This window comes from Pigmentiphaga sp. CHJ604 (genome assembly GCF_036972535.1).
GTDB lineage: Bacteria > Pseudomonadota > Gammaproteobacteria > Burkholderiales > Burkholderiaceae_B > Pigmentiphaga > Pigmentiphaga daeguensis.
This window is the reverse complement of record NZ_CP136998.1, coordinates 3,689,760-3,715,508: the sequence shown is the minus strand read 5'-3', so window position 1 is coordinate 3,715,508 and position 25,749 is coordinate 3,689,760. Positions and strand designations below refer to the sequence as shown.

13 protein-coding genes are annotated in these 25,749 nt (G+C 68.0%); 10 read left to right on the top strand and 3 right to left on the bottom strand.

Annotated elements, in window-relative coordinates; translation table 11 throughout:
• Positions 1-10: 10 nt before the first annotated feature.
• Positions 11-985 (top strand): tripartite tricarboxylate transporter substrate binding protein, encoded by a 975-nt coding sequence (locus tag R4823_RS17865; RefSeq protein WP_338615648.1) that lies wholly within the window; start codon positions 11-13, stop codon positions 983-985.
• Between the two features lie 177 nt (positions 986-1,162).
• On the opposite strand, the gene R4823_RS17860 is transcribed toward R4823_RS17865, so the two are convergent.
• Both R4823_RS17860 and R4823_RS17855 read right to left on the bottom strand, forming a co-directional pair.
• Positions 1,163-2,131, bottom strand: a complete 969-nt coding sequence (locus tag R4823_RS17860) for a tripartite tricarboxylate transporter substrate binding protein (protein ID WP_087841371.1) — start codon at positions 2,129-2,131, stop codon at positions 1,163-1,165.
• A 4-nt stretch (positions 2,132-2,135) separates the two neighbouring features.
• Complete coding sequence (locus R4823_RS17855; RefSeq protein WP_087841370.1) at positions 2,136-3,050, bottom strand: alpha/beta fold hydrolase; 915 nt, start codon at positions 3,048-3,050, stop codon at positions 2,136-2,138.
• 353 nt (positions 3,051-3,403) lie between these two features.
• On the opposite strand from R4823_RS17855, the gene pssA reads away from it, so the two are divergent.
• The 8 genes from pssA to R4823_RS17815 all read left to right on the top strand — a co-directional run bounded on the left by pssA (position 3,404) and on the right by R4823_RS17815 (position 23,402).
• The gene (pssA, locus tag R4823_RS17850; protein ID WP_087841369.1) at positions 3,404-4,147 is read left to right on the top strand and encodes a CDP-diacylglycerol--serine O-phosphatidyltransferase; all 744 of its coding nucleotides are present in this window, start codon (positions 3,404-3,406) and stop codon (positions 4,145-4,147) included.
• A gap of 389 nt (positions 4,148-4,536) precedes the next feature.
• Positions 4,537-6,078 carry a 2-isopropylmalate synthase gene (locus R4823_RS17845; RefSeq protein ID WP_279817340.1) on the top strand — a complete coding sequence of 514 codons (1,542 nt, stop codon included), beginning with the start codon at positions 4,537-4,539 and terminating at the stop codon, positions 6,076-6,078.
• Complete coding sequence (locus tag R4823_RS17840) at positions 6,078-6,608, top strand: GNAT family N-acetyltransferase (protein ID WP_338615646.1); 531 nt, start codon at positions 6,078-6,080, stop codon at positions 6,606-6,608. The genes R4823_RS17845 and R4823_RS17840 overlap by 1 nt, the downstream gene beginning before the upstream one ends.
• A gap of 162 nt (positions 6,609-6,770) precedes the next feature.
• Positions 6,771-7,271: a YbaB/EbfC family DNA-binding protein gene (locus R4823_RS17835; protein ID WP_279817337.1), complete on the top strand. Its 501-nt coding sequence runs from the start codon at positions 6,771-6,773 to the stop codon at positions 7,269-7,271.
• 200 nt (positions 7,272-7,471) lie between these two features.
• A complete protein-coding gene (locus R4823_RS17830; RefSeq protein ID WP_087841366.1) occupies positions 7,472-8,116 on the top strand; it encodes an STN domain-containing protein in 645 nt (214 codons plus the stop codon).
• A complete protein-coding gene (locus R4823_RS17825) occupies positions 8,113-8,721 on the top strand; it encodes a sigma-70 family RNA polymerase sigma factor (RefSeq protein ID WP_338619191.1) in 609 nt (202 codons plus the stop codon). The genes R4823_RS17830 and R4823_RS17825 overlap by 4 nt, the downstream gene beginning before the upstream one ends.
• Positions 8,722-8,739: 18 nt before the next feature.
• Positions 8,740-9,735 carry a FecR domain-containing protein gene (locus R4823_RS17820; protein WP_338615644.1) on the top strand — a complete coding sequence of 332 codons (996 nt, stop codon included), beginning with the start codon at positions 8,740-8,742 and terminating at the stop codon, positions 9,733-9,735.
• A 158-nt stretch (positions 9,736-9,893) separates the two neighbouring features.
• Positions 9,894-23,402 carry a filamentous haemagglutinin family protein gene (locus R4823_RS17815; RefSeq protein ID WP_338615643.1) on the top strand — a complete coding sequence of 4,503 codons (13,509 nt, stop codon included), beginning with the start codon at positions 9,894-9,896 and terminating at the stop codon, positions 23,400-23,402.
• 63 nt (positions 23,403-23,465) lie between these two features.
• Here the strand turns inward: R4823_RS17815 and R4823_RS17810 are convergent, their stop codons facing one another.
• Complete coding sequence (locus R4823_RS17810; RefSeq protein WP_279817328.1) at positions 23,466-23,831, bottom strand: hypothetical protein; 366 nt, start codon at positions 23,829-23,831, stop codon at positions 23,466-23,468.
• Positions 23,832-24,067: 236 nt separating this feature from the next.
• Between R4823_RS17810 and R4823_RS17805 the strand changes: the two genes are divergently transcribed.
• Positions 24,068-25,699, top strand: coding sequence for a ShlB/FhaC/HecB family hemolysin secretion/activation protein (locus R4823_RS17805; RefSeq protein WP_087841362.1), 1,632 nt, complete (start codon positions 24,068-24,070; stop codon positions 25,697-25,699).
• The last annotated feature ends 50 nt before the right edge of the window (positions 25,700-25,749 follow it).

Genomic DNA, 25,749 nt, shown 5'->3' with positions numbered 1-25,749 from the left:
GAGACAAGACATGCAACGCAGACACATGCTGGGCGCGATGGCCGCGCTCGCGTCCTCGGCATACCTGGGGAAGGGATACGCGCAAGGTGCGGGAAGCAGCGTACCGCTGCACGTGGTCGTGCCATTCCCGCCCGGAGGCGGCACGGACGTGCTGGGGCGGGCCATCGGCTACCGGCTGGAAAAGCTGCTGGGCCGCCCGGTCGTGGTCGAGAACAAGCCCGGGGCCAGCGGCATCGTCGGCGCCGAATACGTGGCGAAGTCCGACCGCGACGGCAACACCCTGCTGTTCTCGGGACTGGTGCCTTCCGTGCGCTACTACAGCCGCCCGATCTCGCAGATCGGCGCCGAACTGGCGCCGGTGTGCATGATCGCCCGGTCGCCCTATCTGGTCGCGGTCAATCCCGGCGTGCCGGCGAAGACGCTGGGCGAGTTCGTGCAACTGGCCAGGAGCAAGCCCGGCACGCTGACCTTCGGGTCGCCGGGCAATGCCACGCCGCAGCACCTGGCGACCGAGCGTTTTCGTTCCCAGGTCGGCATCGACATCCTGCACGTGCCGTATCGCGGCACGGGCCCGATGATGACCGACCTGCTGGGCGGCCAGATCCAGCTGGTGTTCGCGACGGTGGCGGCGGCCGAGCAGCACGTGAAGTCCGGGCGCCTGCGCGCGCTGGCGGTGACCAGCGCCGAGCGGCTGGATCGCCTGTCCGACGTGCCCACCGTGGCGGAGGCGGGCATCGCGGACTTCGTGGCCGAGATCGCCTTCGGCACCTATGTCGCTGCAGGCACGCCGGCGGCGGCGATAGGCGGGCTCAACCGCGCGATCAACCAGGCGCTGGCCGACGGCGACGTGCGCGGCAAGCTGGTGGAGCAAGGCTTCATTCCCGTCGGCGGCGCCCCCGCGGAGCTCGAGAAAAGCCTGTTGGCGGAGGTCAAGGCGGTGTCCGAGCTGGTCCGCTCGGGCAAGGTGCGCATCGACGCCGCCTGAGCCGGCTGCCAGCGGCGGGGGCGTGCATCCATCCGCCGCGGAGCAGCGTCCACTGCCCACCCAGGCGATGGGGCCAGCCCGCTGGCGATAGAGTAGGCCGTCCTGTGACATGCTCGCTTGTTCGAGCGGTGGACGCGCGGCCACGCGGTGGCGTTCTCCCAACTGGAAGCCGCGCGGTCAATCGATCCGGATTTCCAGTCCGCGGATGACGTCGCCCCACATGGCGTTCTCCTGCGCCATGTATTGCGCCAGTTCTTCCGGCGTGGACACCGCCACGTCCACGCCCGCCCCGGCCAGGGCTTCCCGCGCCTCGGGCCTGGACAGCCCGGTTCGCACCGCCTCGTTCAGGCGCGAGACGATGTCCTTGGGCATTCCCGCCGGTCCCAGCAGCGCCAGCCATACCACTGCGTCGTAGTCCGGGACGCCCGCTTCAGCCAGGCTGGGTACGTCCGGCAACTGGGCGTTGCGGCGCGTGCTGGTGACGCCCAATGCCCTGATCTTGCCGCTCTTGACGTGGGGCAGGCCGTTGGACACGGCGGCAAAGCTGGTTTCCACGAAACCCGCGGCCAGGTCCTTCATGGCGCCGCCGCTGCCACGGTAGGGAACGTGTTCCAGCTTGGCGCCGGACTTGGCCAGGAACAGCGCTCCCATCAGGTGCTGCGTGCTGCCGTTGCCGGACGAGGCGTAGCGCAGGTGCGCACCGTTGGACTTGGACAGTGCAATGAGTTCCTGTACCGACTGGACGGGCAGCTTGGTGTTGACGAAAAGCACGTACGGGCTGTCCGCCAGCTTGGAGATAGGCGTGAAGCTCTTGATCGGGTCGTAGTCCAGGTTCTTGTACAGCCGATGGCTGGTGACGTGGTTGGTCGAGACGATCTCGAGGGTGTAGCCGTCGGGAGCCGCCTTGGCCACGAAGTCCGTGCCTATGGTCGATCCCGCGCCGGGCTTGTTCTCGACGATGAAGGATTGGCCCAGCGCGCTGCCGAGCTGCTGGGCGACGACGCGCGCCACGACGTCGGTGAAACCGCCGGGCTCGAAGGGAACGATGACCTTGACCGGGCGTTCCGGATAGGTCTCGGCGGCCCCTGCATGCAGCGAAAGTGCGAGCAGCGGCGCTGCCCATGCCATGCCGTGGATGCGCTTCATGGAGTCAACCTCCGTATCGGGCTTCGGGGAGCGTGAGGAAAGCGTGCAGGATGTGATAGACGCGCAGGTAGTTCTTCTGCTGGAAGCTGGCGTGCGAGATGCCCGACATGACGGTGAACTGCTTGTCCATGTTGGGGAGCTGCTCGAAGAAACGCATCAGGTCGTCGAAGCTGGCGATGCCGTCGTACTCGCCGCGCATGACCAGGGTCGGTACATGCAGGCGACGCGGGTCGATCAGCGGCAGCTTCGAGCACATGTCCACATAGGTGCCCGTGGGCATGGAGTCGTCCAGGGTCAGGATGGCATCGGCGAAGGCCTCGACGGTGGCGTCGTCGGCGGTGCCGGGGTGGTCGCGGTTGAAGATGCTGTGGACGAAGGCACGGTCGATGGGGCGGCGCGTCTTGGCCAGGAACTCGGGCAGCTTCTTGGCCCGTTCCTTCAGGGTCGGGCTGCCTTCGCCGGTCCAGACGAAGGCATCGAGCGCGAGGCGGGCGACGCGCTCGGGATGTCGCTGGGCGAAAAGCGCCGCTTTCAGCGCGCCCGACGATATGCCATAGACGAACAACGGCTTGCCGCCGTTGCGAGCCAGGATGTATTGCGATCCCGCGTCGAGGTCGTCGGCGCCGTTGGCGATGTCGAAGTTGATGGGACGATGCTTGTCGGAACGGCCGTAGCCTTCGTTGTCCATGCACCAGGTATCGAAGCCCCGGCGCGCGAACCAGTCCATGACGGAGGAGTCCGGCCGGCCGGGGACGGACAGGTCGAAGGTGGGCTGCGACGCCATGGACGAACCGTGTACGAAAAGGATGGTGCCGGCGAACGGCACGTTCGCGGCGGCCGGCTTCTGCCAGAGGAAGAGGCGGATGTCGTCCTTGGTCGTCCAGTGTTCGGTACCGCCTTGCCATTCGACGTGGGCCATGTTGTCTCCAATTGGTACATTTATGGTTTTTATATTTGTACCAATCTTGCAGCGTGGCATTTTGCAAGTCAATAGAAGCGGGGGCGGAACGTAACCCGAAGAGTCAGGGATATCCAGGATTTAATGACGTTTCAACATGTCCCGGCATTGCGGCAGGGAGTGGACCAATTTGGTTCATTTCATGAAAATTGGTCTTGGTGGGCGGCTCCCCAGCCAGTCCCGCGCAATTGGCCTGCCGGCACGGCATCGGTTAACCTTCATCCCATGCTCAAAACCACTCTTTCTCCTTATTCCATGGGGGGCATTGCAACGTGGGTGCACCTCGACCATCCCTCTTCCGGCGGAGTCCAGTCGTGAAAGATCTGGAGCATCGCCATCGCGGCATCTACCTGCTGCCCAACGCATTCACGACGGCGGCGCTGTTCGCCGGCTTCTATGCCATCGTGCAGGCCATGAACGACCGCTTCGAGGCGGCGGCCATCGCCATCTTCGTCGCGATGGTGCTCGACGGCATGGACGGCCGCGTCGCGCGCCTGACCAATACCCAATCGGCATTCGGCGAACAGTACGATTCGCTGTCCGACATGACCTCGTTCGGCGTCGCGCCGGCCCTGGTCATGTATGAATGGATCCTGACCGGCCTGGGGCGGTGGGGCTGGCTGGCGGCCTTCATCTACGTGGCCGGCGCGGCATTGCGGCTGGCCCGTTTCAACATCAATGTCGGCGTGGTCGACAAGCGCTTCTTCCAGGGGCTTCCCAGCCCGGCGGCGGCGGCGCTGGTGGCGGGATTCGTCTGGCTCGCGGTCGACAACAAGCTGCCCATCCGCGAACTGTGGATGCCCTGGGTGGCCTTCGGCCTGACCGTCTATGCGGGCGTCAGCATGGTGTCGAACGCGCCCTTCTTCAGCGGCAAGTCGTTCGCGCTGGGGCGCAGCGTGCCGTTCTGGACCATCCTGCTGGTGGTGCTGGCCTTCGTCTTCATCTCCAGCGATCCGCCCATCGTGCTGTTCGCGCTGTTCGTGATCTACGGCCTGTCCGGCTATGTGCTGTGGGGCATGAAGTGGAGGAAGAGCCGGCGGCCCCTTCCCAGGCCTTGAGCGGCGTCCTTCGGAAAACAGGAACGGCCTTGCCTGCAAGCAAGGCCGTTTCTGTTTCCGGTCGGATCACTTCACCGACGATACTTCCATCGAGCGCTTGAACGTCAGCGTCTTTCCCGGGGGGCAGAAGGAGAAAGACGGGGCCGAGGAATCCGGCTATCCGGCGTAGCAGGCCAGAGGAAGGGCGGGATGTCATGCGTGTCTCCATCGTCGAGGGGCGGCTTGGATTGCCTCGTGATGTTGCGTCAGGCGTCCGCCGCCCATCATCACGCATTTGTGGGTTGCGCAAATTAGCCACATCGTGCCGTGCGGCACCGCATCGAACCGGGCGAAGCGGCATGGGGAAGATGGGAGGGGGGTAGAATCTTCTGTCAGAAGGAGAGATACCCATGAGCGACAAACTGATCGTTTTCGATACCACGCTGCGCGACGGCGAGCAGAGCCCCGGCGCGTCGATGACGCACGAGGAAAAGGTCCGCATCGCCAAGCAGCTCGAGAAGCTGCGCGTGGACATCATCGAGGCGGGGTTCGCCGCGGCCAGCAACGGCGATTTCGACTCGGTCCGGGCCATCGCGCTGGCCATCAAGGATTCCACCGTCTGTTCGCTGGCGCGCGCCAACGACCGCGACATCGCCCGCGCGGGCGATGCGCTGCGGGGCGCGAACAGCGCGCGCATCCACACCTTCATCGCGACCAGCGCGCTCCACATGGAGAAGAAGCTGCGCATGACGCCCGACCAGGTCTTCGAGCAGGCCCGGCTGGCGGTGCGCTTCGCGCGCCAGTACACGGACAACATCGAGTTCTCGCCCGAGGACGGCAGCCGCTCGGATCCGGATTTCCTGTGCCGGGTCCTGGAAGCGGTGATCGCCGAAGGCGCCACCACCATCAACGTGGCCGACACCGTCGGCTACGCGGTGCCCGAGCAATACGGCGAGTTCATCCGCAAGCTGCGCGAGCGCATTCCCAATTCCGACAAGGCGGTCTGGTCGGTCCACTGCCACGACGACCTGGGCCTGGCCGTGGCCAACTCGCTGGCCGGCATCAAGATCGGCGGCGCCCGCCAGGTGGAGTGCACGATCAACGCCCTGGGCGAGCGCGCCGGCAACTGTTCGCTGGAAGAAGTGGTGATGGCGGTGAAGACCCGCAAGGATTACTTCGGCCTGGACGTGGGCATCGACACCACGCAGATCATGCCGGCCTCGCGCCTGGTGTCGGGCATCACGGGCTTCGTCGTGCAGCCGAACAAGGCCATCGTCGGCGCCAATGCCTTCGCGCACGCCTCGGGCATCCACCAGGACGGCGTGCTCAAGGCGCGCCAGACCTACGAGATCATGCGTGCCGAGGACGTCGGCTGGGCGGCCAACAAGATCGTGCTGGGCAAGCTGTCCGGGCGCAACGCGTTCAAGCAGCGCTTGCAGGAACTCGGCATCGAGCTCGATTCCGAGCAGGCGGTGAACGAGGCCTTCGCGCGTTTCAAGGACCTGGCGGACCGCAAGTCCGAGATCTTCGACGAAGACATCCATGCGCTGGTGTCGGGCGAGCAGGGCGAAGCCGGGGAGGGCGCCTACCGCTTCGTCGCGCTCGCGCAGCGGTCGGAAACGGGCGAGCGGCCCCACGCCCGCGTGGTGTTCTCTGAAAATGGCAAGGAAGTGGTGGCCGAGGCGCAGGGCAACGGTCCCGTCGATGCCACGGTGAACGCCATCGAAAGCCATGTCCGCAGCGACGCCGAGCTGCTGCTGTTCTCGGTCAACGCCATCACCACCGGCACCGAGTCGCAGGGCGAGGTCACCATGCGGCTGTCCCGCTCCGGCCGCATCGTCAACGGCGTGGGGGCCGATCCCGACATCGTCGTGGCGGCGGCCAAGGCCTATCTGTCGGCGCTGAACAAGCTGCAATCGCCGGTGGAGAAGGTGCACGCGCAGGGGATCTGATGTCCGGCTCCCCCCGTTTTCCGGCCGGATTCGCCGTCCAGGCGATGCAGCCGGCCGACGTCGAGGCCGTGCTGGTGGTGCAGGCCCAGGCCTATGCCGGCTTCGACCTGCTCGAGGATGCGGGCTTCTTCCTGAACCGCATCGAACTGTCGCCGCGCACCTGCTGGATCGCGCGTGGCGACGGCGAGTTGCTGGGCTACCTGGTGTCCTATCCCTGGACGCTGGGCGAGCCGCCGCAGCTCAATGTCCCGCTGCGCGCCTTGCCCGCGGGCGCGCATAGCTGGTTCCTGCACGATTGCGCCGTGGCGCCCGCCGCCTCCGGCCGGGGCGTGGGCCGCGCCCTGGTCAGTGCAGGACTGCGCCATGCGAGTGCGTCGGGCCTGGCCTGCGCGACGCTGGTATCGCTGGGGCCCGCCAGGTCGTACTGGGCCGCGCTGGGCTTCGAGCCGGTGGCGACGGATCCCGGCCTGCTCGACGGCTATGGCGCCGATGCCTGCTACATGCGCCGCCTGCTGAGCGCGGAACGCTGACGCCTCGCTTTCCTCTTCGTCGTGTGAAATTTTCGTGACAGCGGGGGGCGCCGGCAGGTTTCCGTCTGGATAGAAGGCGCGGCACGGCCGACATATTCCGGCAATCGTCCAGAGGTAGCTTGTGCGGTTGACGCTGTTTTCCCATTCTTGTGCGTAGTCGACATGGCACGGTCTTTTTCTTCGAATCGATCCCGCTCTCCCGGACGCGGCAGCCCGTTTGCCCGCGTCCGGGAGCGCCTCGCCCGCCTTGCCGGCGCGCTGGGGCTGGGGCTGACCACGGCGGCGGGCGGTCCCGCCACGGCCCAGGCGCCGGCGCAACCCGTGCCGCAGCACTGGATCAGCTACGCGCAGATGACCGGCAACCAGTTCCAGGCCTGGCTGAGCGACCCCGACAGCCAGGCGGTCCAGCGGCTGCATGCCTGGATGCAGGAGCGCATGTTGCAGGAGGGGCCGGCCGGGCCGCCGGCGCCCTTGATCGTGCGCGTCTGGGTGGGGCAGGCGGGCAAGGTCGAACGGCTGGAGTTCGCGTCGCTGGGACAGCCCCAGGCGGACGAGGACCTGCGCGCGCTGCTGACTGCTCAGCCTTTGTCCGAGCCGCCTCCGCCGGACATGCGCCAGCCCATGGTGCTGCAACTGGAACTCGGCTTTGTGGCCAAGGGCTAGGCGGCCTTCGCGTTGCCCGGCCGTTGCCCGCGCGGTAACGCGAATGTAATCCGGTTGTCACGCCTGCCCGCTACGATGCGGCGGCCTTGCCGCATGTCCGGTCCGGCCGTGCGGCCCCTGAAGAACTGCCGCGTTTGGGGTGGAATGTCCTGCCTGCCGTTGCCTGCCTCTCAGCCCGTCGCCTGCACGTCCGTGTGTGCATGATGTTGCTTGCCTGGATCCTGGGGCCGTTCTGCTGCGGCTTCGTCAATCTCGCCGCTGCGGCGCCGGCAGCCGGACGAGACGCCGGCGCGTTCGTCATCGACAGCCAGCCTTTGCACGATGCGTTGCAGGCCTATAGCCGGGCGACCGGGCGGTCGGTGCTTTACGACGCCGGCCAGGTGGCCCACCTGCGGTCGACGGCCATCGATGGAAGCCTGGATCCCGACGCCGCCTTGGCCGCCCTGTTGCAGGGAACCGGGATGCAGGCCAGGTTCGCCTCGACCGGGGCGTTCGTGATCGTGCCGGTCGAGCCGACGGCGCCAACCGCGACGCAGGGCGAAGCAGCAGCCGCGCTTCACGCCGCTTTCTACGGCAGGGTGCAGCGCGTGGCCACCAGTATTCTTTGCGCCGACGCCGGCCTGGCGATCGGCCGGTACCGGCTGGCGATCAGCGCCTACGTCAGCCGATCCGGCGAACTGCAACGGGTCAAGGCCGCGGCCCAGGGACATGCCGAACTCGAGCCCCGCATCGAAGCCAGCCTGGAGGGGGCGCGGCTGGACATCGAGCCGCCGCCGGCGCTGGTCCAGCCCATCGTGCTGCTGGTGACGCAGCAGGCCGGCCGCTTGAAGGCTTGCGCATCATGACCGGCGGCGGCCTGGCCGAATTGAAGCGGCTGTTTATCGAACGCTACGAAACGCTCAAGGCGCAGTTGGCCAGGCGCCTGGGGTCGGCGGAGCTGGCGAGCGATGCGCTGCACGATGCCTATGTGCAGTTGGCGGACCGCGAGGGCTTGAACGAGGTCAGGCACCCCCAGGCCTATCTGCTGCATACCGCCTTCAATGCCGCGATCGACAGGCTGCGCGGCACCCAGCGTTATCTGAGCGCCGACGAAGTGGCCGATCTGTACGAACTGGCAGACCCCGCGCCCGGTCCGTCGCGCGTGGCGCAGGCCCGCTTCGACCTGGGGCGTGCGGCTGATGCCCTGGCCGCCCTGCCTGCCAGGCAGCGCGACGTGCTCTACGCTGCGCGGGTCGACGGTCTGACGCTGAAGGAACTGGCCCAGCGCTGGGGCGTATCCACGCGGCTGATCAGCCGGGAATTGCAGGCGGCGCACGAATTCTGCGCGCGTCATATGGAAATGGCGGAGGAAACGCCGACGGCCGTCCCGGACCGTTCCGGCAGAGATGGCAACAAATTGTCAGATCCCGCAGAAAGGCGTGCGCATATCCGTGTCTCCAAACGTCTATAAGAAGAAGGAAAAACGAACATGGACACCAGGCTCCACGGCATGATGGCAGGAGACCCTATGAACGATCCCGGCGCGGACGGCGTCGACGTCGTGTTGCAGCAGGCGCGTGCATGGGCGCGGCGGCTGGCCGTCGGCCGTCCGACCACCGCCGATGCCGAGGCCCTGCGCCGCTGGTGCGCGCAAAGCGCCATGCATGCGCAGATGTGGCGGCGGGCGAGCGCGGAATGGCGCGAAATGGGCGACGTCCTGCAGACGGTCCGGTGCCGGATCCCGGCGGCGCGGATCGCGCGGCCAGCCTCGCCGGGCCGCCGATGGTTCGTCGGCGCCGCGGTCGCCACGGCCGCGGGCGTGGTGGGCATGGTGAATCCCCCTCTGGGCCTGTGGCCGTCGTGGTCCGAGATGGGGGCGGACTATCGCACGGCCGTGGGCGAGCAGCGCAGCGTGGCCCTGAGCGCGCACATACAGCTGCTGTTGAATACCCAGACCAGCGTCTCGGTGCGGCAGGCCGATCCCCTGCGGGTCGAGCTGATCGCCGGCGAAGCCGAGATCCGCAGCGATGGCCAGGCCGCGCTCGAAATCCAGGCCGGCTCGGGACGCATCCAGCTCGCGGCGGGATGCGTGGAGGTCAGGCATCTGGCCAACGAGGAAACCCGGGTGTTGTGCACCGAGGGCCGGGCCGAGGTGCGCCACGCCCACGGCGTCCTGACCCTGAACGCTCGCGAGTCGGCTTCGTACGGCGCCGGCCGTACGCTTGCCGCCATGCGCGACCAGCCCGCCGCGCCCTCGGGGTGGCGCCAGGGATACATCGTCTTCCACGATACGCCGCTGACCGACGCCGTGGCCGAGATCAACCGCTACCGCAGCGGCCGCGTGATCCTGATGAACGACGAACTGGCCCGCCAGCGCATCAGTGGCCGCTTCACCATCCAGGACACCGACCAGGCCATCGCGCTTATCCAGCAACTCTATGCCGCCCACGTTCGCCGTGTGGCGAACGTCGTGATGCTGGGGTGACCTGTCACCAAAAATTCATGCGGGTTTCTGTTCCATCTTTTTCCCAGGGGGCGTCTATACGGACATAGGGGCGTGCGGCTCGCGCGCCCGAGTTGATTCATCTGTCTAGGATCCGACCCGATATGTCCGTGCCCGTCCAGCCTGTCGCTTTGCCCCGTGTGGCGTTCCCAATCCGATCCGCGCGCCGCACCGCATGGCGGCGTACCCCGACGGCGGCGGCGATCGCGGCGCTGGCGCTGGCCGGGGCGTTCACCGAACCGGCACACGCGCAGCAGGCGTTCAGTCCGGCGTGGTTCGCGGCCAAGGGGGCGGCGCAGGGCACGGCGACGGCGACGGGGCGCTTGCCCAACGGCCTGCCGGCTTCGTCGCTGACGGCGCCCGAGCAGCAGTCGGCGGCGGCGCGGCAGAAGCTGCAGACCTCGATCAACAACCTGAACCTGGCGGCGCAGGCGATCGCGGCGCAGCAGGCACTGCAGAAGGCGGCGCGGGAAGCGGCGCAGGCGAGCGGATCGGTACCTGATGGCCTGGGCGAGGGGGGCCTGAAGGTCGACACCAACAGCCTGACGGCGGGTTGGCTCAACGCCAGGGATCCGGTGCAGACGGCCGCGGGCGGCCAGACCAGGGTGACGATCGAGCAGACGGCGGACAAGGCGATCCTGAACTGGGAGACGTTCAACGTTGGCCATAACACGACGGTGGCGTTCGACCAGCAGGCCAACTGGTCGGTGCTGAACCGGGTGAACGATCCGCAGGCGCGTCCGAGCCAGATCCAGGGACGGATCGAAGCGCCCGGGACGGTGATGATCGTGAACCGCAACGGGATCGTGTTCAGCGGGTCGAGCCAGGTGAACGTGCGCAACCTGGCGGCTGCCGCGGCGGGGATGACCGACAGCCAGTTCAAGAAGGGGCTGTACAGCGAGGCGCAGGGCAGCGGGCACATCCCGACCTTCGCCAATGACTTGCAGACGACGGCCAGCGGCAATAGCTACGGCGCGGCGACAGGGCAAGTGGTGGTGGAGCGGGGGGCGCGGATCGCCACGCATGTACCGCAGACGGTGACCGAGGGCGGCGGCTATGTGCTGCTGCTGGGCGGCGAGGTGCACAACGCGGGCCAGATCACCACCGATGGCGGGCAGACGGTGATGGCCGCGGGCGATGCCTTCGTGATCAAGAAGGGCATGGGCACCGATGCGAACCAGAGTTCGACCACGCGCGGTAACGTGGTCGGCACGCAGCACCTGGACGGTGGCGCCAGCGGCCTGGCGAGCAACACCGGCCTGATCCAGGCATCGACCGGCGACATCACGCTGGCCGGCCACGACGTGCGCCAGGGGGGCGTCGCGGTGGCGACGACCTCGGTGCACACGCGCGGCACCATCCACCTGACGGCGAGCGGAGGCGACACCGCGCAGGTCGGTCTGGAAGAGGGCGGCGTCACCGCCATCGTGCTCGATGCAAGCGCCTCGACAGCGCTGGACGTGCAGCGCGAGACCCTGGTCCAGGATAGCGACAAGGCGGGCGACGGCATCGCCCACCGGCGCGACCAGTCGCTGGTGCAGATCGCCAGCAGCGGCGACGTGCGCTTCGAAGGCGATAGCCTGACCCTGGCCACCAGCGGCCAGGTCTACGTCGACGCGTCGGGCACCAGCGAGGTCAAGGACGGCGCCGCGATCGACGTCTCCGGCTACGTCGGCGTGCGCATCGCGATGGAAGCGAACAATGTCCTGGTCAACGTGCAGGGCTTCGAACAGCGCGACGCCTCGGTCAACCGCGACGGCGACAAGCTGCGCAACAGCGATATCTGGCTCGATCGCCGCGACCTGGTCCTGGTGCCGGCCGGCACCAATGGCTATGAAACGGATCGCTGGTACACGGCGGGCGGCCTGCTGGAGGTCGGCGGCTATCTTGGCATCACGGGCCATGGCATCGGTGAATGGTCGGCGCAGGGCGGCACCGTGCAATTCAGTGGCGGCAACCTTTTGACGCGCCAGGGTTCGCTGATCAATCTCTCGGGCGGCGCGCTGGACGTGCAGACCGGCTATGTGGCCCAGACCTGGCTCAAGGGTTCGGACGGCAACCTGTATAACGCCTCGACGGCGCCGGGCGATCTGCTATATGCCGGTTTGTACCGAGGTTTCGAGACCGACGCTTCGCGCTGGGGCGATACGGCGAAAGAGAGTTTCTACAACCCGATCATCGCGCCGCTGAGGCGCCTGGAGAATGGTTATACGGTGGGCCGCGACGGCGGCCGACTGGTGGTGGCGACGGCTGCGGCGACGCTGCAGGGCGACGTCGAAACCAGCACTTATCAAGGCGAGCGGCAGCAACGCCCGCGCGAGGCGGGCCTGGACGGCTACCGGCAGGCGCAGACGGCCGCCGCGCGCAACGGCGAGCTGGTCATCGGCACCTGGACGCCGGCCTACGACGCCGACAGCGGCGACCTGCGCCACAGTCCGGGCGCAGTGGTCGACTCCGTCAAGATAGGCGGCACGGGCGGCGACATCGCGCTCGAGGCGGCCTGGCTCAACGCGCTGGAACTGGGCGGACTGCGGGTCTACGCCAAGGGCGGCATCGAGGTGGACGCATCGGTGGCGGTCGCGCCGGGCGGAGAAATCGCCCTGCATGCGACGCAGGTCGATGTCGATGCCGATCTGACGGCGCGCGGCGGCGCCATTGTCCTGGGCAACATGGTCGACCGGCACGTCAGTGCCAGCACGGGCTGGCAGCGGCTTCCGCTGGTGACGGCCGTGCCGGCGGGCTACGTGGCGGGCGTTTCCATTGGCGATGGCGTGACGCTGGACGCGCGCGGCCTGTGGAGCAACCTGCTGCAGGACGGTGTCGGCATCGACAGTCTGCCGTTCGTCAACGGCGGCCGCATCGACGTGCGCAGCAGCGGCGACGTACGGGTGGGCGCGGGCGCGCTGCTCGACGTGTCGTCGGGCGCGGCGCTCATGGCCGACGACAGCCTGCGCGGAGGCAAGGGCGGCGACATCGCGCTGGTTGCCGACGCCTACTCGGCGGCCGCAGGAGCCAAGGGCAGGCTCGTGCTGGAAGGCGAACTGCGCGGCCACGGCGTCAAGGGAGGTGGCACGCTGACCTTGCAAACCGGCAATGCCGTGGTCGTCGGCGGACAGGTCGCAGGCAGCGACGGAGTCCTGAAGGCGGGCGAGACTTCGCTAGTCGACCTGATCACCAGCGAGGCGTTCACCGTCGCCGAGGGCGCGGTGCTGCCGGTGGATTATCACTATGTCCGCACGCACGCCAAGCCGGGCGAGGCGATCGGCGGTGCACCGCAGATCGTTGCCGGCAATCCGGCAAGCTGGGTCACGCTGGGCGCGGCCTGGACGCTGCCGAAGGCGGCCAACCAGAACGTCAGCTACGGCGTGACGCTTTCCAACGGCCAGTACCTGACGGTCGACGGCTATAGCTGGAGCACGCCGCCGACGCTGCCGGCGGGCACGGTCATCACGTCGGTGGTGAGTCCGATGAATTTTCCCATCAACTATGTCGTGGATGCCGCCATCCTGCCGAACGGTATCCCGATCGCGCCAACGCCCGGTGTGATCAAGGCCGGCACCGTCGCCGCCAGCGAGGTGACCTATGCCGCGGGCACCGTGATCCGCGCGGGCTCTTCCCTGCCGCAGGCGGTGGCGGTCGGGGCCTTGTTGCATCTGGAAGCCGCGCGCTTCCGGCAGGGTTTTTCGCGTTACGAGGTGACGGGCGGCGATGGCCTGGCCGTGGCCGAAGGCGCCGACCTGCGCGCGACGATGCCGGTCCTGCACGCGGATCTTTCCGCGGCGCGCGGGGTGGCCACCGGCGCTGATCCGCAAGAGGCGCTGGAGCGGCGACTCGCACCGCTGTTCGCCGAGGATGCCGGCAAGGGGCGGATGACGCAGCGCGGTGGCGCGGATCTCGTGCTGACCGCCGGGAACGCGCGCAGCATGGTCGAAGGGGGAGAGAGGCCCACCCTCGCTATTGGCGAGGGCGCTCGCATCGAAGTGGATCCGGGGCGCAGCATCGTCCTGAAGGGCAACGGCCAGATCAATATCGACGGCGGACTGCGCGCCGCCGGCGGCCGCATCGGCGTGTATGGCCTGGGGTTTGGCACCGAGGATGTCGGTAACCTGAAGGGCCACGACGGTTCGGTGTGGATAGGAAGCAAGGCCGTGCTCGACGTGGCGGGCCTTGCCCGGACCGCGGTGGATGCGCAGGGGCGCCGTTACGGCGTGGTGCTGGACGGGGGCCGGATAGAAATCGGCGGCAAGTACCAAGCCTACGCCACTCAGGCCGATGCCATCGACAATTTTATCGTCATCCGGCCCGGCGCGCGCCTGGACGCCTCGGGCGCCGCGGCGAAGCTGGACCTGCCGGGGCTGGGCGAGACCCTGCTGGCTTCCGGCGGCGGCGTGATCCATCTGGCCAGCTTCAACGGCCTGTATCTCGACGGCGATATGCAAGCGGCGGCGGGGGGCGCGGGCGCCGCCGGCGGTACGCTGTCCCTGGCGCTGGAAGCGCCCGCCTACCGGGATGCGGGCAATCCGGCCGATCGCGTACTGGTGCATCGCGAACTGCAATTGGTGAAGGAGCAGGCGCCCGAGAGCCTGGCGGCCGGGCTGCGTCCGGGTCAGGCCGATCCGGGACTGGTCTACGGCCATGGCCGTCTCGGCGCGGATCGCGTCGAGGCGGGTGGCTTCGGCAACCTGTCCATGCTGGTCAACGGCGTGCTTTCCCTGGACGATGGCGTGGATCTTGCGCTGGGTCAGAGCCTGCACCTGGCATCGCGCGCGATCGTTCTGGCGGAGGGGGCGCCGGTCGGTGCCAACGTGGACCTGGCTGCGCCTTACGTGCGCCTGGCGGGCACTTCCCGCCCGGGCAAGGACAAGTACACCATACCGTTCCTGAACGATCCCAGTTCCTACCAAGGCGGCATGGTTGCGTTGCAGGACGACACGCGGATGCGCGTGGAGGCCGGCGTGCTGGACGTGATCAACGGAGTGCGGTTCGGTGCCCATGGCTACTCGGTGCAGAGCGGCAAGGCCCTGGTTGCGCGCCACGGCTTCGAGCAGGTGGAGCTGCGCAGCCAGGACGATCTGAGATTCCTCAAGCATACGGTCGGCGACCGTACTTCCCTGACGACCGAAGGCGACCTGCTTCTGGCCGGTAGCCAGATCTATCCGGCCACCGGCTCGGTGGTCGACGTGATCGCGGGGCGCAAAGGGATTTTCGACCAGTGGGGGACCTATCAGATCACCTACGATCCCGAGCGCAGCCTGCGCATCGAGCGCAGCGGCGATGGCGCGGCGCCGCCGGTGCCGTACTCGGCCTTCGGTACCTTGCGCCTGCGGTCGGCCAACATCGACCAGGGCGGCGTGGTCCGCGCGCCGCTGGGCATGCTGGACCTTGGCGTCGCCGTGGGGAACTACCAGGAACCGGGCAGAATCGTGCTGCGCCCGGGCAGTGTCACGTCCGTCAGCGCCGCGGGACTGGTCATGCCCTACGGCGGCACGGTCGACGGCCTGAGCTACAACTATGCTGGAGCGGAAGCCTGGTTCTCCGGGCTGGGCGGCGGCCTGGGCAATGTGCAGCTGACGGCGGACAGCATCGAAGTGCAGGACGGCGCGCGGATCGACCTGTCCGGCGGTGGCGAACTGAAGGGGGCGGGCTTCTTGACCGGGCGCGGCGGATCCACCGATGCGCGCCTGCATCCGCTGGTGCAGATGGCCAGCGACGGTTTCGTGCTGCCAGGGCTGTCGACCAATCCGGTCTACGCCATCGTTCCTGGCGCGCAACCCGCCGTGGCGCCGATCGCGGCCGAGAAGGGCGCGGGCGATCCGATGATCGGCCGCCAGATCACGGTGGGCGACGGTGTGCCGGGCCTGGCGGCGGGCACCTATACCCTGTTGCCGTCCACCTATGCGCTGCTGCCGGGTGCCTTCCGCGTGGAATTGAACGGACTGGCTTCGAGCCAGGCCGCTTTCGGCAGCGGCACCGCCATGCGCAACGGATCCTACGCCACGGCCGCGCGCCTGGGTATCGCCAACACCGGCATTGCCGACGCGCAAACCACGCAGGCGGTGCTGACGCCGGCGGACACCTTGCGTAGCTATGCGCAGTACAACGAGACCAGCTACGCGCAGTTCGGCCTGGATTGGGCGGCGCGGGACGGCGCGCCGCGGCCGCAGCTGGAGCGCGATGCGCGGCAACTGGGTCTTTCGCCGGGCAGCCGTCTGGATATCGCCGCCGGCACGACGGATTTCACCCCGGCAGCGGGCGGGCGCGGCGGTACCGTGGTGTTGAACGGCAGCCGCATCGAGATCCTTGCCGATGGCGCGGCGCCCACCGAAGGCTTCGACGGCACATCGGTCTACGCCAGCACGCTCAATGGCCTGGGCGCCGCCGGCATCAGCATCGGCGGATCGCCGGTGTCCACGTTCGCCGTGCAGAACGACAGCGGTTCGTCGACCCAGAATGCCTGGCAGGTCGGCCTGGGCAACGGCAGGACCGGCGAACTCGTCCTGCGCCAGGGCGCCGTGCTGGAAGCGGCATCGGTCTTCCTGGCGGTCAACGACAAGAACCAAGGCCTGACCATCGAGCAGGGCGCGGGCATCAATACCTTGGGGCGGGGCAAGGCGCCCTGGGATGCGAACGACGGTTATGTGCTGATGCCGGGCCAGACCGGGGTCTTGGCGGTGACCAACGGCTGGCTGGACGTGACCTCGCCTACTGCCGATGACGCTTCCGGTGTACTCGGCGCGGGCTATCTGCACGTCGGCGCGTGCGCCGCGGGGGCGAGCTGCGTCGGCGAAACGGTGCTGTACTCGGAAGGCACGATCACCGCTGCCACCAACAAGTCGTTCGAGCTGGGCGAGTCGGTGCGCTATGGAACCCGCAACCTGGTGCTGGCCATGGGCGGCATCAACGTGGGCAGCGCCGAGGCGCTGGCGCAGGCCGGGGCCGCGGGCATCCTGCCCTCGGGCCTGACACTGAACCAGGGCGTGCTCGACCGCCTGTTGCGCGGCGATACGCGCACCGGCGCGCCGGCCCTGGAAAACCTCGTTCTGACCGCCGGCGATTCGGTCAATTTCTACGGCAACGTGAATTTGAGCACCATCGATCCGGTCACCGGCAAGTCCGCCCTGGAGCGTCTGGTGCTGGGCACGCCGGCCATCTACGGCCATGGCGGCGCGGGCGACGTCGCCCGCATCGAAACCGGTACCCTGGCCTGGAACGGCGCGACCACGCCGGCGGGCAATGTCATCGCCGGCGGCGCCGGCTCCGGCAGCGGAAAACTGGTCATCGATGCGGACATCATCGAGTTCGGCTACGGCCCCCGAAGCCAGCCCGATACCGTAGGCACGCACGAACGCCTGGCGCTGGGCTTTGCCAGCGTGGATCTCAACGCGGCCGAACGCATCACGGCCAACCACAAGGGCGCGCTGGCGGTATACCAGTCCCGGGGCGCCTGGGACGACACGGCCAAGGCATGGACCTACAGCGGCGGCGACCTGAACCTCAACACGCCGCTGCTGACCGGCCAAGCCGGTTCGGTGAACCGGATCAAGGCAGGTGGCGCCATCACGGTCGCGGCCCCGGCAGGCGCCGCCGCGCCGCTGGCAGACAACGCCACCTTGGCCGATGCCCTGGGCGCCGAGCTTGCGCTGGACGCTGGCTCGCATCTCGTGCTGGACACCGCGGTGCTGCTGCCCAGCGGCAAGCTCAAGCTGTCGGCGCAGGGCGACGTGACGCTGGCGGAAGGCGCGCAGCTGGACCTGGCCGGCCGCAAGATCGACTTCTTCGACGTCAGCAAATACAGCTGGGGCGGCGACGTGATGCTGTCGAGCCGACAAGGCAGCGTCGTCCAGCATGCCGGATCGACGATAGACCTGGCCGCCGAAAACAATCGTGCCGGCAAGCTCACGGTGCTGGCGCTGGAAGGGACGGCCGATCTCGCTGGCGCTGTCCTGGGCGGCAGCGCCGGGCACTACGATGCGGGTGGCACCCGGGTCCCGTTCGCGGCGGGCCACATCGACGTGCGCGCGCAGCACATCGCGGATTTTGCCGGCCTGAACGAACGATTGACCCAGGGCGAAGTCTTCGGCGGCCGCAGCTTCCAGCTGAAACAAGGCGACCTGGTCATCGGCGACGAACTCAAGGCCCGCGAGATCAACGTCTCGGTCGATAACGGCAGCCTGACGGTAACGGGCCGGGTCGATGCCAGCGGCGAGCAGGCCGGCAGCATCCGCCTGGCCGCCAACGGGGGCGTCACCCTGGCCGGCAGCGCCATGCTCGATGCCAGCGCCAGCGTGCTGCGCAAGGACAGCTACGGGCAGGCGATCGACGCGCCCAACCGCGCCGTCATCGAGATCGACTCGGGCAGCGGCCGATTGGTGCTGGCCGACGGCGTGCGCTTGGACCTGGGCGTGGCCGGCGCGAGCGCGAACTACGGTACGGTGGCGTTGAACGCCCCACGCCTGGGCGGTGCCAGGGGCAACGACGTCGACATCGAGGCCAGCGGCGCCATCGTGATCGCCGGCGCCAAGTCCGTCGCCGTCAATGCCTTCCACACCTATGACGACGCGGCCGCCGGCACCGAGACCACGGTGGACGGCCGAAGCTACCAGACCATCGACCAGGCCTACCTGGACGGCAAGAACGCCGACAGCCTCGCCTTCATCGACAACGCGCTGGCCAATAGCGCGCTGATGAACGGCAAGCTTGCAGGCTTGCGCGCCCATGCCGGCGCGTTCCGCCTGCGTCCCGGCGTGGAGATCGTCAGCAACGCGGCGGTCAATCCCGACGGCAACCTGCACGTGGACGGCGATATCGACCTGTCCGGCCACCGCTACGCCAGCGTCAATCCGCGCACGCAGAAGACGTCCGCCCATGGTTCTGGCGAAGCCGGCGCGCTGGTGCTGCGCGCCCAGGGCGATCTGGCGATCTTCGGCAGCATCACCGACGGTTTCGACACGAGCAAGCTGGGGGTGACGGCAGACGACAATGGCTGGGTGCTACCCGCGGGACGCATGCCTTTCGGCGGGGATCTCGTCATCCCGCACGGCGGTATGGCGACGCTGGACGCCGGCACCCAGTTCGCCGGCGGCCGCACGCTGAACTATGAGCTGCCGGTATCGAGCCTGACCTTGCCGGCCGGCACGCTCCTGCCCGCCGCCATGCCGCTGGCGCAGAGCCTGACGCTGCCGGCCGGCACGGTGCTGGGGGCGGCGGTGCTCGATGGCCAGGGCAACGTGGTGCACGCGGCCGGTACCGTACTGCAAGCGCCGGCGACGCTGGACGCCGGCATGCAGCTGGCCGCGGGCTTCCGATTGCCGGCGCAGGCGCAGATCGGGGCCACGACATGGCCCAAGGGCGTTGTGCTGCCGGTGGCAATGAAGCTGGCCCGGCCGCTGGCGCTGGCCAAGGGTGCCATCGTGCCGTCGGAAACCGACGTGGTGCTGCCGGGCGGCGTGGAGATGGTGGACCTGCGTCCCAAGGGGGCCGACGGCAACCAGGGTCGCACCTTGGCGCTGGCGCCGATGCTGGAGGCCGGTTCGCAATCGTGGGACATCCGGCTGGTGGCCGGCGCCGACACGACGGCGGCCGACGCACGCCTGACATTGCCGGACAGCATGGCGCGCTTGCGCCTGTCCGACACGCATTTCGGCATGGGACACGTGCTCACGCCGATTCCCGGCACCGGTACGCCGGCCACGTACGGGGCCGCCACGTCGCCAGAAGCCGAGGCCTTCTTCGCGGATCTCGCGGCGTGGTACGGCATCGTGCTGACACCAGGCCAGGCGATCACCCCAAGCGACGTGCAGAACCTCAAGGACAACTGGATCATTTCCGAGAGCGTTACCGAACTCAACGACTGGGGCTATGGTGAAGTGGTCCATGTCGTAGATGCCGGGACGCCGCCGGACCTGGAGTTCGTGCCCAAGCTAGCGCGGCAGCAATTGTTCAGCGCGTTGCGCACCGGCACCGGCGACCTGGACCTGGTTTCGGGCGGGGATGTCGAAATGACCTCGCTCTACGGCGTCTACACGGCGGGCACCTCCTCGGCGCCGCCGGGCAGCGGCTATAACCAGGCGCGCGGCCGTTTGACCGACGGTACGGTGCTGCGTCCCGAAGGGGCGATTTTCGAAGCGCTGGTCGATGGCGGCGCCGAAAGCCTGTACGCGGCCTGGTACCCGGAGCAGGGCGGTAATGTGTTGTTGCGTGCCGGCGGCGATCTCAAGGGCGACCTGGTCGGCAACAACGAGAACCGCAGCGACGTTGACGCCTATACCTTCTACAACACGCGCCAGCAGATCGCGACCGCGGCGGTTGGCAACTGGCTGTGGCGGCAGGGTACCGGTAGCGTCGAGGCGGGCACCGACGCGGTGCCGACGGCGTGGTGGATCAACTTCGGCACTTATGTCGCGGGTGGCGCCACCGGCCAGACCGATCCTTACGGTACGAGGCTATTCGGCAATGCCCCTTTCCTGGTGGGCTTCACCGGCATCGGCACGCTCGGTGGCGGCAATCTGGTCGTGGAGGCCGGCGGCGATGCCGGCATGATCGATGCGCGCGGCCTTCAGGCGACCTGGAACGAGACGCGCCATACTCCGCGCAGCCAGGGTCTGCATCTGGCCGTGGCCAGTACCGGTCGCATCACGCCGAGCGGCGAACTGGTGCAGACGGGCGGCGGCGACCTCTCGCTGCGCCTGGGCGGTACCTTGAATCCGAATCCGGAACTGCGAGTCAACGAGCACGACCTGAACAGTACCTTCGTCAATCTGCGCGGCGCCACGATGATCGATGCCGGCGCCATGGGCGGAGTGAAGCTCGGCTATGGCGGGCGGGATCAGATGGATTCCCGCCGGGGCGACGTGTACGCGGCCGGGGGCGGCCAAGCCACCGGCGGGCCTATCCTGGTGCTGGGCGATTCCGCTGTCCGCATCGAGACCCGCGGCGATCTGGTGTTGGGCGGTACGGCCGACCCCGGCCGGACCCTGCTGCTCAATGCAACCCCTTTCACCTACCAGGGCGCGGATTACGCCGGTAACGGCTGGACCTGGTTCTCGCTGTGGACGCCGGCTACCGCCATCGATCTGTTCAGCGCCGGCGGCAACCTGACTCCCGTCACGACCTGGGACGAAAGGGATATCAACGAAAACGTGCGCGGAGGCGGCAAGGGCCGCAACCAGTCGGCCAACGGTGACGGCTCTTTCTACCCGTCCGTCCTGCGAGCGGCCGCCGCCAATGGCAGCCTGTACTACGGCGCCAGCGCCAGCAGCGCGCGCCATTTTTCCACCGGAATCATGCGCTATGCCCACGGCACTGTGCTGGCGCCTTCGCCGGTCGGCGCACAGTTCGTCAATGCCATCGGCAAGGGCGAACTTCAACTGCTGGCGCAGGAGTCGATTCATGGCGCAGGTTATGTGTTCTCGACCTCTAGGGCCGACCCGTCGGGGATGGCCAGCCCGTTCCGTCCCGGTTTTGTCGGCATGCTGGCCCAAACAGGTGGCGGCCAGTACGGCACCGATCCGCTTCTGGTCCACAACGCGTCGGCCGAAGCGGCGCTGTACAACGATTGGCTGGGGGGCCAAACCTTGGGACGCATGAATACTGCCGCGTTGTTTACCTTCGGTGGCACGGCGACCGTCGCGGGGGCGGCGGTGGGACGGGAGCCGGCGCGCTATTACGCGGTGCAAGGCGACATCGTCGGCCTGCGCGTCGGCCAGGAAGTGTTGCTGGGCTATCCGGCGGGCTCGGCAGGGTCGCGCTACGAGGCGTCGGGTCCGGTGGCGATACGCGCCGGCCGCGACATTGCGGATTCCGGTACGCCGCTGGGTCAGAAGGATCCGACGGCAGGGCGCCTGGACTCGACCGCCTCGACCCGCGGCAACCTGATCGCTCATGCCTATGCCGACGAGATATCGGTGGTGCAGGCCGGCCGCGATCTGCGCAGCAGCAGCTTCTATATCCTCGGCCCGGGCCTGCTCGATGTATCGGCTGGCCGCCACGTCTATCTGGGCAACAAGGGCGAGATCAAGAGCCTGGGGCCGCTCGGCGGTGTCGAGGCGTCGGGCGGCCGCAGCGGCGGCGCCAGTATCTCGGTGTCGGCGGGAATGGGCGAGGGCGCTTACTGGGATGCCTTTGCCAGGCGTTATCTGGACCCGTCCAACCAGGCCGATCCGGGCCGGCCCTTCGCTGACCAGCCAGGCAAGGCCTTGATCGTCTACAGCGGCAAGCTCACGCTGGCGCAATGGCTGCAAAGCGAGTTCGGCTACACCGGCGACGAGGCCGGCGCGCAAGACTTCCTGGCGCAGCAGCAGGCGCAGCTGGATGAGGCGCGCGCCGCCGCGCTGGCCCAGGGCCGCACCGCCAGCAACCGTTCGCTGGCGCGCGAGTTCCAGCAGCAAAGCCAGCTGCATCTGGTGAACTGGCTGAGCGACCGCTTCGGCGGCGCCAATGGCCTGGGCCTGCATTTCGATGCCGCGACTACAGACGCGCGCGCCTTCTTCGATGCACTGCCGCCGGAGCAGCGGCACGCCTACTTGCGCAATGTCTATTATGCCGAGTTGCGCGAGTCCGGCCGCGAGTACAACGATGCCGACGGCAAGCGCTTCAGCAGCTACCTGCGCGGCCGTGAAGCCATCGCGACCTTGTTTCCCGAGCAGGACGCGCAGGGCAGGGCACTGACGTACGAAGGCGACCTGACCATGTTCAGCAGCGCGCTCTACTACAACGCCGACTATGTAAACAACACCGTCGGCCAGGCGCGTCCGACGCCGGGCACGACCTACATCACCAAGGCGCAGTGGGAGGCGCTGGGCAGCCCCGGCTACAACGTGTCGTTCTACGACGTGCTCGATGCCGGCATCCATACCAACTTCGGCGGCGACATCAGCATCTTGGCGCCGGGGGGGCGCACGCTGGTCGGCATCGACGGCGGCTTCAACCCGGGCCCGGGCTCGGGCGTGATGACGCAGGGAGAGGGCGACATCAATATTTACGCTCTCGGCAGCATCCTGATGGGGCAGAGCCGCGTCTTCACCACCTTCGGCGGCAATATTCTGGGTTGGTCGGCCGCTGGCGACATCAATGCCGGCAGGGGCTCCAAGACGACAGTGGTCTATACGCCCTCGCGGCGCACGTACGACAGCGTCGGCAACGTCACCTTGTCGCCGCAGGCGCCGAGCACGGGCGCCGGCATCGCCACGCTGAACCCGATCCCGGAGGTGCCTCCCGGCGACATCGACCTGATCGCGCCCTTGGGAACGATCGACGCGGGCGAAGCGGGGATCCGGGTGTCGGGCAACGTGAACCTGGCGGCGCTGCGCGTGGTGAACGCGGAGAACATCCAGGTGCAGGGCAAGGCGGTGGGGATTCCGGTCGTGGCGGCGGTGAACGTGGCGGCGCTGAGCAATGCGAGCGCGGCGGCCTCGCAGGCGGCGACGGCGGCGCAGGACGTAATGCAGCGCGAGCGGGCGGCGTCGCGCCAGGCCTTGCCGTCGGTCTTTACCGTGCGGGTGCTGGGTTTCGGCAACGAGACCGCGCCTGCTTCGCAGGAACCGGTGGCGCCGCGTGCCGTGGAACCTTCGGCTTATCGGCCGGAGGGGTTGGTGAAGGTGGTGGATGCGTCGGCGCTGACGGCGCGGGAGCGGGCGCGGCTGGGGTTGTAAGCGAGACCGCCGTGTCCGGGCGGCGCGCGGGTCGGGTTTTCCGGACCGCGCGCCGCTTTTTTATCAGGGCGCGCCGAAGATCGGGCTGCCGTATTGCGGGGTGGGTGGCCGTTGCGGATAGACCGAGGTGCCGAAGGTGTTGCCCATCCGGTTGGCCATGGCCGCGCGGTTGAACAGGCCCAGTTGGTTGGAAGAGCGTTGGACGATGGCTTCGGACGCGAGTTCGGGGCCGCCCTCCATCTTTCCCGGCGCGGGCTTGGGCTGCAGCTTCTGCGTCAGGCATCCATAGGAAGGCGCGCGCTGGCCGTTGACTTCGACATCGAAGCACGACGGTTCGGCGGTGTCGGGAGCGGCCGAGGCGGCGGCGCCCGACACGAGGGCGCAGGCGAGGGTGGCGAGGGACAGGATCAGGGGGCGGTTCAGGTTCATGGCGTTCTCCTGGTAGCCAGCGTAGCACCCAGCATCGATTCCCTCTACCTCGCCGCGGCGCCATTCGCGGGAGATCGCCGGCCGCCGATTTTCTTCATGAACTTTTCATGACAAACGACAGTCCGGGGCCGCCCCGTCCGTCTAAGCAAAAGAACGACCCGGACCCCGTGCCGCTTCCGGCATGACGCCGGGAGGGGATGCCGCGAAGGCTACTACTTGAGAAACGAATTCGACACATGCATGAGCTGAGAAAGAACGGACCGTCGGCGGCATGGCGGGCCCTTTGCGTGGTGGCTCTCTCGCTGGGCACGCCTGCCCTGGCGCCGGCCCAGGAGCAGGGCGCGGCGCCGTCGGCCGACACGCCCAGCGGGGCTGAGCGCCGCGTGGACATCAACGAGTACATCGTGCGTGGCAACACGGTGCTGGACGTACGATCCATCGAGAAGGCGGTGACGCCTTTCCTCGGGCCGGGCCGTACGCTCAAGGACATGGAAGGCGCGCGCGACGCGCTGTTGTCCGCCTACCAGTCCAAGGGCTACCAATCCGTCTATGTCGACCTGCCGGAGCAGCAGGTCGTGGCCGGCATCGTCTATCTGCAGGTTTCCGAGACCAAGGTGGGGCGCGTCCGCGTCGTGGGCGCCGAGTATTCGTCGCCGCTCGAGGTGCGGGACCAGGTGCCGGCGCTGGCCGAAGGCCAGGTCCCCGATTTCAACAAGGCGCAAGCCCAGTTGACCGAATTGAACCGGGCCGGCCGCCGGCAGGTGATGCCCCTGGTCCGGCAGGGCAAGCTGCCCGGGACGATGGACGTGGACCTGAAGGTGGAGGACAACAGCCCGTGGCGCGCCAGCGCGGGCCTGAACAACGACCGCAGCCCGGACACCAAGTCGCTGCGGGCCACGGCCTCCATCGGGCACGACAATTTGTGGCAGATGGGGCACAGCGCGTCGCTCAGCTTCTTCGGCGCGCCGCAGGACCTGGACCAGACCAAGGTGTGGTCCGGTTCGTACGTCGCGCCGCTGCGCGATACGAACTGGAGCCTCGAGGCGTCGGGCTACGTCTCGGACAGCAACGTCTCGACCGTGGGCGGTACCTCGGTGCTGGGCAAGGGCCATGCCATCGGCCTGAAGGCCACCTACACCGTTCCCAACGCGGGCGAGTGGTGGCACGCCTTCAGCGCGGGCATCGACTTCAAGAGCAACAAGGAACAATTGCGCCTGGGTGCCACCGGCGACGAGGTCCCGCTCAAGTACGCGCCGGTCACGCTGTCGTATTCGGGGTTCCGCCAGACCGAGCGTGGCCAGTACGCGCTGGGCATGTCGTTCGTGACCGGCACCCGCAGCCTGTTCGGCTACGGCAGCAATTGGCAGGAATTCAACTACAAGCGCTACAAGGCCAAGCCTGGCTTCATGGTGCTGAAGGCCGACGTCAACGCGACCTACAACTTCGCAGGCGAATCCCAGCTGGGATTCAGGCTGGCCGGACAGATGACCGATTCGCCGCTGGTGTCGGGCGAGCAGATCGCCGCCGGCGGCATGAACTCCGTGCGCGGCTACATGTCGGCCGAATCCACCGGCGACTACGGCCTGGTCGGTTCGGTCGAGTGGCGCACCAAACCCCTGCAGTGGGCCGGAACCTGGGTCGAGAACTGGCGCGCGTACGCGTTCCTGGATGCCGCCCAGCTTCGCCTGCAGGACCCGCTGCCGGAGCAGCAGTCGCGCTTCACGCTGGCCTCGGTGGGGATCGGAACCAGTTTCCGCATCGGCCAGCGCGTGTCCGGCCGGCTGGATTTCGGCTATCCGCTCAGGGACGGCCCCCGCACGGAAAAGCACGATCCGCGCGTGACCTTCAGCATCAACGCCAGTTATTGATCATCGCCACTCGCTTCCATTCATGTCTTTCAGAAAAGATCCCGGAGAGT